Below are 13354 nucleotides of genomic sequence, written 5' to 3' on the forward strand. Positions count from 1 at the left end.
TTTATGAGTAATATGAAGGAGCGCGCTCATCAGGCCGCGTTTTAAAACGCCTGTGGAGCCACATGTACTGTTCAGGAGCTTGCATAATTGATTGCTCCATTCTTTTGTTAACGCGTGTGACATCATGGTTTTCATCCGCACTCGGAAAGTTTGTCATCGCAGGGTGTATCGTAATGTGGTATTTACCCTTTTCATCACGGGCGCCTGTTAAACTTAATGTCTCACATTTTTTACTTGATGCAAATAATAAAGTGCCTGTAGTTGTGGCTGCATCAGGTACGGCAAAGAATGGGGCAAATTCACATCGTTTTCTACCGTAGTCTTGGTCCGGCAGGTAGTAGCATACTTTCTTATTATGCAGTGCTTTTAAAAGGCCTTTTACATCCCGTTTTCCAATTAAAAATTCGTTGGAACGCAGTCGCCCTTTGGTCATGAAATATTCCATTAAAGGGTTGTTATGGGGGCGGTAAAAGCCGATACCTTGGGTGTGTGTGCCTAACACTCTGCCCAACATTTCTAAATGCAGCATATGCGGCACTAGTAACAGTACGCCTTTATTGTTGTCTTGCGCCGTTTTAAAATGCTCTACCCCTTTAATCGAGCCGATTGCGCGTTTAATTCGCCACTCTGGCCACCACCATGCCATGCCTGTTTCGAATGTTGCAATACCCGTGTTTTCCATATTTTTCAGGACCATCGCATTTCGTGTGTGCTCGTCCATATCGGGGAAGCAAAGCTTTAAATTAACTTCTGCAATTTTGCGACGCTTTTTTACAAATCGATAGACCAGTCTGCCGAGCAACCTTCCCAGAGAAAATTGCACACCTTGAGGTAGCCAAGAAAGGCTGTAAAGGAGGATTACTCCAAGCCAAGTAAGCCAATATTTGGGTGCCAGAAATTGTAATTTAAAGGTGGGATTGTGGACCAAGGCGGTGTTCTCGTACAAGCATAAAAAGGAGTAGTTTATCGATAACTCTCACTTTGCTCAAGCGTTGTTGAATGGGAGCGGGGATAGTTAGGCCAGTTTTTACTGGCCTAAAATAAAAGCGGGATTAGTTGTTTGCAACTAAGCCTGTATTGATGGCTTCTAAATCAGCGCGAGTTAAATCACCAGATGCCTGTTTTAGCTGCAATGTAGACAAGATGTACTGATAACGTAAGTTAGCAAGATTTCGTTTAGCACTATACAAGTTACGCGTGCTCACGAGTACATCAACGATGGTACGAGTACCCACTTCAAACCCAGCTTCAGTTGCTTGTAGCGCACTCTCCGCTGAAACTACAGCTTGCTCTAGTGCTCGGTAAGTTGCCACATCAGACATCACTTGGTTGTAAGATGTGATCACTGAACGTGTGATATTACGCATAGAGGCTTCTAGATCTTCACTGGCTGCAACGTATAGCGCCCTTGCTTGGTCTGTTGCTGCAACCGTTCTGCCACCAGAGTAAATTGGGACATCTAGTGTCAGACCGATACTTGTTTCATCACCGCGCGGTGCCAATTCTCTTCCTGGTGTGTTAGTCAGGGAATCACCATGCGAAGCCTGTAGTGATAGTGTTGGGTAGTGACCAGCTCGGGCTTGGTCAATTTGATCCTGTGCGATTTCAAGCGCTGACTTCGCTACCTGCAAAGAAAGGTTTTTCTCTTTCGCAATGTTGATGAAGTCATCCGCTTTTTTGTTTGGTTTTACCGTTGAAAACTTCTCGGTATTTAACTTGTCAAGCTTCGCGTGATATTTGCCTGTGATAGTACGCAGTGTTTCGCGTGCCGTTTCAACTTCATTCTGCGCGACAATTTCGTTAGCAACTGATTGGTCAAACTGAGCTTGCGCTTCGTGTACGTCTGTAATGGCAGTTAAGCCAACTTCGTAACGTTGCTTTGTTTGTTCAAGCTGGCGTTCGATCGCACGTTTCTCTGCCTGAACGAACTCTAATCCATCTAGTGCACCTAGTACTTCGAAATAGCCTTGTGCGATACGTACAATCAGGTTTTGTTTTTCTTGTTCGTACTGAGTTAAAGATTGCATCGCGCGCTTTTCAGCAATAGACAGGCCTTCCCAAATGCTTAAGTCAAAAATGGTTTGGTTCAGCGTGAGTGTACGAGAGAATGAGTCTCGGTAGCTATCTTGCAGTTGATACCCTGACTCATCGTCTTGAGTCGCTGGTGCGCCCGTTGAGTCCGTGTCTGAGTAGCTAAATCTTAAGCCTAATGTTGGTAACAATTGGCCTAATGCACTGTCTTGTGCATACTTTTGTGCCTCTGCACTCGCTTTTGCACGTAAAACAGTAGGATCGTTAGCTGTTGCAATGTCGTAAACTTGTAGCAAGTCTTCTGCGTAGGTGTTGTTGCTTGACAGCGCACAGGTCAAGCCAACCAACATAGATAAAATGGTTTTTTTCATTATTTGTGCAGTCCTTAGACAATTTTATTGTCAGCATGTTACCTTGTTTTTATGCAAATTCCCAAGTGCTATTCTGGGATAAAAACAAAACAAGTGTAACAGAATATAATACATTATCGGTTCTGGCTTTTTGGCCATTTTAGTTGCTAATAGCAATATGGGGATAAATTAGCCGATATTAAACCCCGTTTTATGAATCTAGGATTAAAAATGAAAGAAATTAATCAGTACACCCGTCATGATGTCACGTTTAACTCTGCCACGCATGATGTTTTGTATGATGGTTTTTTGAAAATTGAAGAGTATATATTTGAACATGCCTTGTTTGATGGCGGTGTTTCCAAGCCCATTCGCAGGGAGATACTCGAACGCGGCCATGCGGTCGCAGTGTTACCTTATGACCCGCGTAGAGACGAAATATTATTGATTGAACAAATTCGTATTGGTGCGCTTGCAACTAAGGAATCGCCTTGGTTATTAGAATGTATTGCAGGCATGGCAGAAGGCAGCACAGATCTTGAAGCGGTGGCTAGAAAAGAAGCACAAGAAGAAGCAGGCTTAAAGTTGAATAACCTGCATTATATGCGTTCTTATCTATCAAGCCCAGGGGGAACGACAGAACGTTTATATTTATATTTAGCGGAAGTTGATTTGAATGATTATCAAGGAGGGACATTTGGGGTGGAGAGTGAAGGCGAAGACATAAAAGCCCATGTGATGTCTTTTGATGAAGCCATGTCTCGACTCGAAAGTGAGGAAATAGATAACGCTGCCACCGTGATTAGTCTACAATGGTTAGCGCTAAATAAATCGAAACTTGCAACATTGTTGTGAAACGGGAGTCATTTTGTCTGATTTGATGCATGAGTATGGTGCAAGGGGTAACGCCACTAAACCTAGGTATGTGCAGTCCCTTCCAAAGTATATTACCTTGTGTGAGCACAATTATTTACGTGCACTCAAAGTTATGCCTGAAGAAGAAGTGGGAAATCAGTGTCAGATAAAAATGGGCGCCATGGACTTTTTCATTGCAGTGGATGCGGTTGCGAAATACACCACAGATATATCTATCCGTCAAAAGCATGCCTTAAGCAGCCATATTGGGGAGTTTGAGTTAGCTGTTCGGTTATACCACGATGCACGAGTGGCCGAAGTGATTCAGCACAACTACCATCAAAAGGTGAAACCTTCGTATCGTTACCCCAATCCTAATATGCACCATAAAGATGAAAAGTATCAATTAAATGCATTTTTAGCGGATTGGCTTCTTGCCTGTATTGAACGCGGTAGAGTGCCATTGAATTGGGATGTGAACAATGGCTTGGTTTGACGAAAACTATGTATTTAATCAAACTCAACTAACGCTGGCTCACATTACGGATACACATTTGTTTGCAGTGAGTAGTGGCGAATATTTTGGGGTGAATACCGCGGAACACTTTAAGCGCGTGTTGTCGGAGCTTGCGACGAAAACGCTCGATGCGGTCATATTTGGTGGTGACCTTACCCAAGATCATACGGTTGAATCTTATCAGTTATTTGCCCAAATTTTAGCTGAGTCTCCGCTCGAGTGCCCACTGTTTTGGGTGCCCGGTAACCATGACGATATTGCGTTTTTAGCTAAGATCAGTAAGGGGCAAATCCATTCTGCAAAACGGCTGACTTTTGAGTTAGGGCAAGTTTTGCTGCTCAATAGTAAGGGGGTAACCCCTGCTGGTTGGGTAGACGCTGCACACCTTATTGAAATAGAGCGGCATACAAGTGTCCCTAGCATTGCATTTTGTCATCATAATCCATTGCCCATAAACGGATACTTAGATAAACATATGTTAGAAAATGGGCCCCAGTTGCTCAATTGCTTAGCCAATACTGGCAGGGTTTTGAACTTATTCCATGGGCATGTGCATCATGAATATGACTTTACATTTAGAACATTAAAGATCAATGCGACCCCAGCGACATCTATCCAGTTCACGCGTCATACAGAACAATGGCAACAAGAAAACTTAGGTGCGGGATACAGGCTAGTGAGTTGGACACGTGACGGTATACAAACAGAGGTTAAATGGCTCGAAAAGTAATCTATATACACGGCTTTAACAGCTCAGAAAAATCATTTAAAGCTGTGCAATTTGGGGAGTTTTGTCGCGCACGTTGTGAGTATATTATTCCTCGTTTACATTTTGACCCACGTATTGCAATGTTGCAGCTGGAGCAACTCATTGATCAAGACTGTGCATTGATAGGCAGTTCGTTAGGCGGCTTCTATGCAACACATTTGTCAGAACGATTTGGATTAAAAGCGGTCGTAGTGAACCCCGCTGTTAGGCCGGATAAATTGTTATGGGATTACCTCGGAACTCAGTATAATCCTTACCAAGATATACATTACGAGCTTACTGAGGAACACGTATTTGCACTACAGCAAATGTATGTGAAGCAGCTTACGACCCCAAGCAATATCATGTTATTGCAGCAAACTGGTGACGAAGTGTTACCTTATCAAGAAGCAGTGGCGTATTATTGTGAGTGCCCCTCAAAAATAGAATTTGGTGGCGACCACAGTTTCATGAATTTTGAAAGGCACTTTAATCGCCTCGCCAATTTTCTTAAAATTAACTAAAACAGAAAGAAATAACTTAGTCAGTAGCATTTATGAGTGAGCAAAATTATAACGCAGAAGCCATTGAGGTGTTAAATGGCCTAGAGCCAGTTAAGCGCCGTCCAGGCATGTATACGGACACCACTCGACCTAACCACTTAGGTCAAGAAGTTATCGATAACAGTGTTGATGAAGCATTGGCAGGCCATGCGAGTAAAATTGATGTTATTTTGCATGAAGATAACTCGCTTCAGGTCATTGATGATGGTCGAGGTATGCCTGTGGATATTCACCCAGAAGAGGGGATCCCGGGCGTAGAACTGATCTTAACGAAACTGCATGCTGGTGGTAAATTTTCGAACAAAAACTATCAGTTTTCGGGTGGCTTACACGGGGTTGGTATTTCGGTTGTAAATGCACTTTCAACACGTGTGGAGGTCACTGTTAAGCGCGATGCTCAACAATTTGAAATTGCATTTGAAAATGGTGACAAGGTTCAAGACCTCGAAGTGACGGGCAGTGTTGGAAAACGTAATACTGGTACTTCGGTACAGTTTTGGCCTGATGCAAGTTACTTTGACTCTGCCAACTTTTCATTGACTAAGCTTCATCATTTGCTCAAGGCGAAGGCCGTCCTTTGTCCGGGGTTACGCATCCGTTTTATCAATAAGCAAACCAAAGAAACGCAAGAATGGCACTATGAGTCAGGTTTACAAGATTATCTAAGCGACAGCGCTAAAGACTTAGAGGTATTACCTAAATCTCCTTTTACGGGAAGTTTCAGCGGTTCAACAGAAGGTGTTGATTGGGCACTGCATTGGCTACCAGAGGGCGGAGAGTCCATAGCCGAAAGCTATGTCAACCTGATCCCGACTGCGCAAGGAGGGACCCATGTCAATGGTCTTAGACAGGGATTACTAGAAGCGATGCGTGAGTTTTGTGAATTTCGCAACCTGCTGCCACGTGGAGTGAAACTAACACCAGATGATGTATGGGATAAATGTAGTTACGTATTATCGGTTAAAATGCAAGACCCACAGTTTGCAGGCCAAACCAAAGAAAAGCTCTCTTCTCGCTCGTGCGCGACGTTTGTTTCTGGCATCGTCAAAGATGCGTTTAGCTTATGGCTTAATGAACATACAGAAACCGCAGAGCTATTAGCAGAGTTATGTATTAGCAATGCTCAAAAACGGTTACGCGCGGCAAAAAAGGTAGTGCGTAAAAAGGTCACCAGTGGCCCAGCCTTGCCCGGTAAACTCACCGATTGTTCGGGGAGTGAAACCGAACGTTCAGAACTCTTTTTAGTAGAAGGTGACTCGGCAGGTGGGTCAGCCAAACAGGCTCGGGACAGAGAGTTTCAGGCGATTATGCCTTTGCGCGGTAAAATTCTGAATACTTGGGAGGTTGACTCAGGTCAGATTTTAGCTTCTCAAGAGGTCCATGATATCTCGGTGGCTTTGGGAATAGACCCCGATTCAACTGATTTATCAGCACTCCGTTATGGCAAAGTGTGCATCCTTGCTGATGCAGACTCGGATGGTTTACACATTGCAACCTTGCTATGTGCGCTGTTTGTAAAGCATTTTCCGACGTTAGTTGAAGCCGGGCATGTGTATGTTGCGATGCCGCCTTTATTCCGTATAGACGTCGGGAAAGAAGTTTATTATGCGTTAGATGAAGATGAGAAGCGTGGCATATTAGACCGTATTGAGGCCGAGAAAAAGCGCGGTAAAGTCAATGTACAACGCTTTAAAGGCCTGGGTGAGATGAACCCAATGCAATTACGTGAGACCACGATGGATCCCAACACCCGTCGGTTAGTTCAGCTTACTTTAGAGGAGCAAGAGCAGACAATGGAAATGATGGATATGTTGTTGGCGAAAAAGCGCTCCGGTGACCGCAAAGCTTGGTTAGAGCAACATGGCGACAAAGCCGAGGTATAACAAGAAGTAAGGTGTATCATGACTGATCCACAAGCCCTATCATTACAGGGCATAGAACAATTACCAATGGGGCGTTTTACCGAAGACGCCTATTTAAATTACTCCATGTATGTGATCATGGATAGGGCATTACCACACATTGGTGATGGCCTGAAACCTGTGCAACGTCGTATTGTTTATGCGATGAGCGAGTTAGGTTTATCTGCAGCTGCAAAATATAAAAAGTCGGCGCGTACGGTGGGTGACGTGCTGGGTAAATACCATCCTCACGGCGACAGTGCGTGTTATGAAGCGATGGTCTTAATGGCACAGCCTTTTTCTTATCGATATCCGTTGGTGGATGGACAAGGTAACTGGGGTGCTGCCGATGACCCTAAATCCTTTGCTGCAATGCGTTATACTGAAGCGCGTTTATCAAAGTTCTCAGAGGTGCTGCTCAAAGAGCTTGGCCAAGGCACCGTAGATTGGGTACCAAACTTTGATGGGACAATGAAAGAGCCTCAAGTGCTACCAGCACGCTTACCTCATATCCTATTGAATGGCGTGACGGGGATTGCAGTTGGTATGGCCACGGATATTCCACCACACAATGTGAATGAGCTGGCCACAGCATGCTGCATGCTGCTGGACAAACCTAAAACGACGTTAGAGGAACTGCTCGAGGTCGTACAAGCACCCGATTACCCGACTGAAGCAGAAATCATCACGCCAAAAGATGATATTCGTAAAATCTATACCACGGGGCGTGGTTCAATCAAGATGCGTGCAGTGTATCAAGAAGAGCAAGGTGAAATCGTTATCACTGCTTTGCCACACCAGACCTCTGGTGCGAAGATACTTGAGCAAATCGCTGCGCAAATGACCGCTAAAAAGCTGCCGATGGTTGCCGATTTACGGGACGAGTCAGACCATGAAAACCCAACGCGTATTGTTGTTGTGCCGCGCTCTAACCGAGTTAAAGCAGAACCACTGATGGCGCATTTGTTTGCAACGACCGATCTTGAGAAGAACTATCGTGTAAACCTTAACATGATTGGTTTAGATGGACGTCCTCAGGTCAAAGATCTCCAACAAATTCTTTCTGAGTGGTTAATATTCCGTCGTGAAACTGTGCGCAGAAGGTTGCAGTATCGCCTTGACAAGGTATTGGCGCGCTTACACATTTTAGAAGGCTTGATGATTGCTTTCTTAAATATTGATGAAGTCATTGAAATCATTCGTAATGAGGAAGAACCTAAAGCAGAGTTAATGTCTCGATTTGGTTTGTCTGACACCCAAGCAGAAGCCATTCTTGACTTGAAGTTACGCCACCTTGCGAAACTTGAAGAGATGAAGATCCGCGGTGAACAAGATGAGTTGAGTAAAGAGCGTGACAAATTAGAGTTAACGCTGGGCTCTGATCGTCGCATGTCGACATTAATGAAAAAAGAAATCCAAGAAGCCGCGGAGCTGTATGGCGATGAAAGACGTTCGCCAGTAATTGAAAGACAGGAAGCGAAAGCGCTGAGTGAAAAGGATCTCATCCCGTCTGAATCGGTGACCGTGGTGCTGTCCGAAAAGGGCTGGGCTCGTTTTGCCAAAGGTCATGAAATCGATGCAGAGGGATTAAATTATCGCTCTGGTGATAGCTATAAAGCTTCTGCCAAGGGCAAGAGTAATCAGCCTGCGGTCTTTTTAGATAGTTCTGGTCGCGCTTTTGCGACAGATGCGCACAGTTTGCCCTCTGCAAGAAGCCAGGGCGAACCAATGACAGGTCGATTTAACCTTGCAACAGGGGTGAATTTTGAGCATGTTGTCATGGGGGAGGAGCAAGATCTATATTTGATGGCAACAGATGGTGGCTATGGATTTATCACTGAATTCTCTGATTTGGTCAGCAAGAATAAAAATGGTAAGGCGCTGGTCAGTATTCCTAAAGGTGCAGAGTTGATGGCACCCATTACTGTCAATGATGTAGCTACAGATCGCTGTATGGCGATTTCTAACGAAGGCCGCATGTTGCTTTTCCCACTGAGAGATTTGCCGAAATTGGCCAAAGGTAAAGGGAATAAGATTATTTCCATTCCAAACGCCAAAGTGCAGGCAAGAGAGGAGTTTGTCAAAGTGCTGGCGGTTGTCCCAGAGGGACGTGCGGTTACACTATATGCTGGAAAACGCAAGTTGACACTGAAAAACTCTGATCTTGAACATTATTTTGGAGAGCGAGGGCGCCGAGGTAATAAGTTACCGCGGGGCTTGCAGCGCGTCGATAACTTTGAAGTTGAGTTTATAGAAGCGGAAGATATCAACCCTGAAGGGGATACGGAAGCCTAAAGCGATGAGAGGAGCGGGTCAAATGACTCGCTTTTTTATTGCCCGTCGAGCATCAACATTGCGCAGCGCATTGTCATCATTTCCTCGTTAATCTGTCACTTTGCAGTAAAAACCCTGATGTATGACAAGCAATTTCTATCTGACTCGGCTAGAATACACGGTTATAAGTTATTCTTGTTCAGAGTGACACCCAACAGTGGTGACGCTCGCACTGACAATACGGGGTTTTTATGTCTGAGAAGTGCTACATTACAGCGCAACAGTTACTAGAGGATTCTTTCCGTCTAGCGGCTCAAGTTTATGAAGATGGGTTCCGTCCTGACTTTATCATTGGTATTTGGCGAGGAGGCGCACCTATTGGGATCGCTGTGCAAGAGTACTATGACTATAAAGGCATCGAAACAGACCATATCGCTGTTCGTACTTCTTCATACTATGGCATTGGTCAGCAGTCTAAAGAGATTAAAGTTCACGGTTTGCATTACATCATTGAGAATGCCAATGCCGGAGACTCGTTATTAATTGTTGATGACGTATTCGATTCGGGTCGCAGCATCTATGCACTTCGCGAAAAACTAGAAGAGCTTATGCGACTAAATCTGCCTAAAGATATCCGTGTTGCTTGTCCTTATTACAAACCAACCAATAAAAAAGTGCCTATGACGCCAGACTATTATATTCATGAGTCTGATGAGTGGTTGGTATTTCCACATGAGCTTTCAGGGCTGACACCGGATGAATTAATCGCTGGTAAGTCAGACCTAGCAAACATCAAAGAACTATTTACCAAGTGATGTAATAAACGTTCAAAAAAGCCGCTGAAAACCTGTTTTTTCAGCGGCTTTTTTATGGCTGCTTATAAGTGCATTTGTTACACTCCAGCCATTGTGATTTATGCATTTTTAGTATGACAGACTATCAATCAATTTTAGAGCGTACCGTTTCGCATGTACAGCCATTCTTGTCTCAGGGACAAGTAGCCGATTACATTCCTGCTTTGGCTGAGCAGCAGTTGGGACAGTTTGCGATAGCCATTCAAACGCAATCAGGTGAAACTTATTGTGCGGGCGCTTGCGACGCCAAATTTACGGTGCAGTCAGTGTCCAAGGTGATGACTTTGACGCTGGCTTTGCAGCGATATGGTGATGAGTTATGGCACAGAGTCGGCAAGGAGCCCTCTGGCACAGCTTTCAACTCTTTGACTCAGCTAGAGTTTGAAAATGGTATACCACGAAACCCCTTTATTAATGCCGGTGCAATCGTCACGTGCGATGCGTTGTATTCGCGTTTGAGTGCGCCGATCCACACCATGCTCGAAAGCTATCGTATGCAAACCGGTAACCCGAAGTTATCCATTAACAAAGTGGTTGCGCAGTCTGAATATGAACATCGCTATCGCAATGCAGCGATGGCGTATTTAATGAAGTCATTTGGCAACTTTAATAATGAAGTTGAAGAGGTGTTGTGGTCATACTTTAATTTTTGTGCCATTGAGTTGAATGTCGCGGAGTTGGCCAAGTGCTTTTCGTATTTGTCTAACGGCGGCGTTTGCACTCAGACAAAACAGCAAATATTACCAGCGAAACAGGTGAAGCAATTGAACTCTTTGCTGTTTACCAGTGGTCTTTATGATGCGGCGGGAGATTTTGGATATCGTGTGGGTATGCCTGGCAAGTCTGGTGTTTCGGGGGCGATAATCGCAGTTGTACCAGGGCGGTTTACGATTGCTGTATGGTCACCTGGACTTGATACAGTTGGGAATTCTGTTGCGGGTATTACGGCGTTAGAGTTTCTTGCTGAGGAGCTCGGCACAGCAATTTTCTAACGCCGATAATAGCGCGATATTTATCGCGCTATTTAAATTTATTGGTCCCAGTAAGACTGCTCTAACGAGTCTTCTCTTTCTGGTAGTCCGCGAGACAGTCTGGGTGAATGTTGCACCAATACTTCGAAGCTGGCACGGTTAGCGTATTTACTAATTTGCGCCAGTGAGGAGTATGTGATCGCAGACTGCTCATGCTTCGCAGAGTTAGGTACATTCAAGCGATGGTAAACATTGGCTGATAAGTCATGTAAAACCGCTGCTAACGCACAATCTCCAGCGCCATTGGTGTTTTTAATTGTGTCGGGACCGCCCATATATGGTGCAGTATGGCTATATACTCGAACAGGTCGTTCACAGCGTGACTTGCGCATTGCACGAGAAAACTCATAGCGGTTAAATTCAGGAATAGCGCCAGGTAAAAGCGGATACTCTGTTTCTCGTTTCATCTCATCTTCTACATAACCCGCCATGTAAAGACCCGTTGGACCTGCGGTACAAATGACCAAGTCAACCCAATCCAGTGCTTTATCAGCAGCCATGAGCGGATCATCAAACCCGGTGATTGCTTCGCCTTCCTCTTCGTTCATGGCAAGAATGTCGACATGCTTTTCGACAAATTCAGCCCACCACTGAGGATCTTGTTCAATCAAAAACTTAGTACCAAGAGTAAGTACTACAGGGACACCAGCTTGGTTGGCGTACTCTACCGCCTGCATGGTGGCTTGCGTCATTGTTTCATCCCCGTTGGTACGCATTAGGTATGCGCTGATCACCAAAGCTGAGGCATTTTCTATCAAAGACTGGCTGATAGATTCAGGCTTTAAGTAGTTCATTAAGCCAGCACTAATGGCAAAGGTTCTTTCGCCACTATCATCAATTAACGTAAAGCAACGGCCAATTGGGCCAGCAACAGGTTGCAAGTGATCTAAGTCGACACGGCTAGACGTATTACATAAAAATTTATACGCATAGCTGCCGATTTCTATACTTTCACTCATTACGCCCAGCAAAACCGAACGGTCATCTGCTAGAACTGAGTAGTTGTGCATGGTGTTGCCAATGGTGCCGCCTGCAAATTCGTAGTCAATCATGTCATCACGTTTTAAACGCTCATAGAGCGCGTTGGTGACATCATTGTCTATGACTTGTGACATACCGCGTTGCAGATGGAATTCATCTAAAAACGCTTGGTCGACTTTGGCTTCAATATCAACAACGATTTGATCAATGCCGCAAATATAGTTGCGCTTTAAGCGATCTTCAGCATTTAAGTGATTGATAAGTGGGTCCTTATCCTCCACTGGAAAATAATGTTTATGCCTACGGTGTCCCGGAAATTTCATGTTTTACCCGTGTGTTTTGAGCTCATTAAATAAAAAAAGCGGCGAATTATAGCCTAATTTTGTATGGGTGAGCCATGGTAATTTGGTAATTTTAGCAATAATTCTGTAACCAAGCGGTTTCTATAAAGGAAGCTGGTATACTAAAACTCAAATTTACATTGTAGTTTTTAGTATGACTATCCAAGAACAAGATGAGTACTGGATGCGCCAAGCGCTAAGCTATGCTGACAAAGCAGAAGCTGAAAATGAAATTCCCGTTGGGGCCGTGGTTGTTCGAGATGGGGAGTTGATTGCTGCGGGTTGGAACCGTTCCATTGGGCATCATGACCCCTCTGCGCATGCAGAGATGATGGCGATTCGAGAAGCGGGAAAGAAAATTCAAAACTACCGACTTATTGATTGTACCTTATATGTCACCTTGGAACCCTGTCCAATGTGTGCAGGCATGTTGGTGCATGGTCGTGTTAAGCGGGTTGTTTATGGCGCAAGTGATGCTAAGACCGGTGCTGCTGGCTCGGTGATGAATCTGTTGCAAGACCCTCAGCTAAATCATCAACCGGAAGTCACCTCTGGTGTGCTTGCACAAGAGTGTGGTGACAAATTATCTTGCTTTTTTAAGCGCAGAAGAAAAGAACATAAAGCAGCGAGAAAAGCACGCCAAGCGCAACAAACGAATACGGCTCAAGGCTGAGCCGTTTTGGTGTCTGCTGCTAATTGGAGAAGTGAATATATGCGGCGGCGCAATAGGATTTTCTTGTGGATGTTTTTAAGCATCACTCTGCGACGATTCGGGTTGGTATTGCGAGTGTTGCGTTTAAATTGATGAGTTCGACGTCTTCTAAGCATCAGAACCTCCTTTGTGAGAGAGAAAAAACTTACGCGTGACAGAAATACCCGTTTAATGTGACAGGCTTATGACAAGGATG

The 13354-nt window shown here is 44.6% G+C and carries 12 protein-coding genes; 9 read left to right on the top strand and 3 right to left on the bottom strand.

Features of this window, described 5'->3' with window-relative positions:
* Window position 1: 1 nt before the first annotated feature.
* Both lpxL and tolC read right to left on the bottom strand, forming a co-directional pair.
* Window positions 2-928: an LpxL/LpxP family Kdo(2)-lipid IV(A) lauroyl/palmitoleoyl acyltransferase gene (lpxL, locus tag L1286_RS16065; RefSeq protein ID WP_235408062.1), complete on the bottom strand. Its 927-nt coding sequence runs from the start codon at window positions 926-928 to the stop codon at window positions 2-4.
* A 124-nt stretch (window positions 929-1052) separates the two neighbouring features.
* Window positions 1053-2402, bottom strand: a complete 1350-nt coding sequence (tolC, locus tag L1286_RS16070; protein ID WP_235408063.1) for an outer membrane channel protein TolC — start codon at window positions 2400-2402, stop codon at window positions 1053-1055.
* Window positions 2403-2612: 210 nt separating this feature from the next.
* On the opposite strand from tolC, the gene L1286_RS16075 reads away from it, so the two are divergent.
* From L1286_RS16075 to glsB, 8 genes are all read left to right on the top strand, one after another.
* Window positions 2613-3236: an NUDIX domain-containing protein gene (locus tag L1286_RS16075; RefSeq protein WP_235408064.1), complete on the top strand. Its 624-nt coding sequence runs from the start codon at window positions 2613-2615 to the stop codon at window positions 3234-3236.
* Between the two features lie 25 nt (window positions 3237-3261).
* On the top strand, window positions 3262-3732 hold the full coding sequence (locus L1286_RS16080; protein ID WP_235408160.1) for a DUF1249 domain-containing protein: 471 nt from the start codon (window positions 3262-3264) through the stop codon (window positions 3730-3732).
* On the top strand, window positions 3719-4483 hold the full coding sequence (locus L1286_RS16085) for a metallophosphoesterase (RefSeq protein WP_235408065.1): 765 nt from the start codon (window positions 3719-3721) through the stop codon (window positions 4481-4483). Before L1286_RS16080 ends, L1286_RS16085 begins: the two co-directional genes overlap by 14 nt.
* A complete protein-coding gene (locus tag L1286_RS16090) occupies window positions 4468-5025 on the top strand; it encodes a YqiA/YcfP family alpha/beta fold hydrolase (RefSeq protein ID WP_235408066.1) in 558 nt (185 codons plus the stop codon). Before L1286_RS16085 ends, L1286_RS16090 begins: the two co-directional genes overlap by 16 nt.
* Window positions 5026-5057: 32 nt before the next feature.
* Window positions 5058-6947 (top strand): DNA topoisomerase IV subunit B, encoded by a 1890-nt coding sequence (gene parE / locus L1286_RS16095; RefSeq protein ID WP_235408067.1) that lies wholly within the window; start codon window positions 5058-5060, stop codon window positions 6945-6947.
* 18 nt (window positions 6948-6965) lie between these two features.
* On the top strand, window positions 6966-9260 hold the full coding sequence (parC, locus tag L1286_RS16100; protein ID WP_235408068.1) for a DNA topoisomerase IV subunit A: 2295 nt from the start codon (window positions 6966-6968) through the stop codon (window positions 9258-9260).
* Between the two features lie 230 nt (window positions 9261-9490).
* A complete protein-coding gene (locus L1286_RS16105; protein ID WP_063376538.1) occupies window positions 9491-10054 on the top strand; it encodes a phosphoribosyltransferase in 564 nt (187 codons plus the stop codon).
* A 113-nt stretch (window positions 10055-10167) separates the two neighbouring features.
* The gene (gene glsB / locus L1286_RS16110) at window positions 10168-11085 is read left to right on the top strand and encodes a glutaminase B (protein ID WP_235408069.1); all 918 of its coding nucleotides are present in this window, start codon (window positions 10168-10170) and stop codon (window positions 11083-11085) included.
* 38 nt (window positions 11086-11123) lie between these two features.
* Here glsB and L1286_RS16115 read toward each other — a convergent pair whose 3' ends face one another.
* Entirely contained in the window at window positions 11124-12428 is a 1305-nt protein-coding gene (locus L1286_RS16115; RefSeq protein ID WP_235408070.1) for an inosine/guanosine kinase, read from the bottom strand.
* 172 nt (window positions 12429-12600) lie between these two features.
* Here L1286_RS16115 and tadA point away from each other — a divergent pair, with 172 nt between their 5' ends.
* Window positions 12601-13119, top strand: a complete 519-nt coding sequence (tadA, locus tag L1286_RS16120; protein ID WP_235408071.1) for a tRNA adenosine(34) deaminase TadA — start codon at window positions 12601-12603, stop codon at window positions 13117-13119.
* The last annotated feature ends 235 nt before the right edge of the window (window positions 13120-13354 follow it).

Origin of the sequence: Pseudoalteromonas sp. SMS1 (genome assembly GCF_021530565.1) — a bacterium.
In the GTDB taxonomy this organism is placed as follows: domain Bacteria; phylum Pseudomonadota; class Gammaproteobacteria; order Enterobacterales; family Alteromonadaceae; genus Pseudoalteromonas.

Bases quoted from the DNA above. Each gene is read 5' to 3' on its own strand.
- L1286_RS16090 (WP_235408066.1), top strand. From the start codon at position 4,468: ATGGCTCGAAAAGTAATCTATATACACGGCTTTAACAGCTCAGAAAAA.
- tolC (WP_235408063.1), bottom strand. From the start codon at position 2,402: ATGAAAAAAACCATTTTATCTATGTTGGTTGGCTTGACCTGTGCGCTG.
- L1286_RS16085 (WP_235408065.1), top strand. From the start codon at position 3,719: ATGGCTTGGTTTGACGAAAACTATGTATTTAATCAAACTCAACTAACG.
- tadA (WP_235408071.1), top strand. From the start codon at position 12,601: ATGACTATCCAAGAACAAGATGAGTACTGGATGCGCCAAGCGCTAAGC.
- glsB (WP_235408069.1), top strand. From the start codon at position 10,168: ATGACAGACTATCAATCAATTTTAGAGCGTACCGTTTCGCATGTACAG.
- L1286_RS16075 (WP_235408064.1), top strand. From the start codon at position 2,613: ATGAAAGAAATTAATCAGTACACCCGTCATGATGTCACGTTTAACTCT.
- parE (WP_235408067.1), top strand. From the start codon at position 5,058: ATGAGTGAGCAAAATTATAACGCAGAAGCCATTGAGGTGTTAAATGGC.
- L1286_RS16080 (WP_235408160.1), top strand. From the start codon at position 3,262: ATGCATGAGTATGGTGCAAGGGGTAACGCCACTAAACCTAGGTATGTG.
- L1286_RS16105 (WP_063376538.1), top strand. From the start codon at position 9,491: ATGTCTGAGAAGTGCTACATTACAGCGCAACAGTTACTAGAGGATTCT.
- parC (WP_235408068.1), top strand. From the start codon at position 6,966: ATGACTGATCCACAAGCCCTATCATTACAGGGCATAGAACAATTACCA.
- L1286_RS16115 (WP_235408070.1), bottom strand. From the start codon at position 12,428: ATGAAATTTCCGGGACACCGTAGGCATAAACATTATTTTCCAGTGGAG.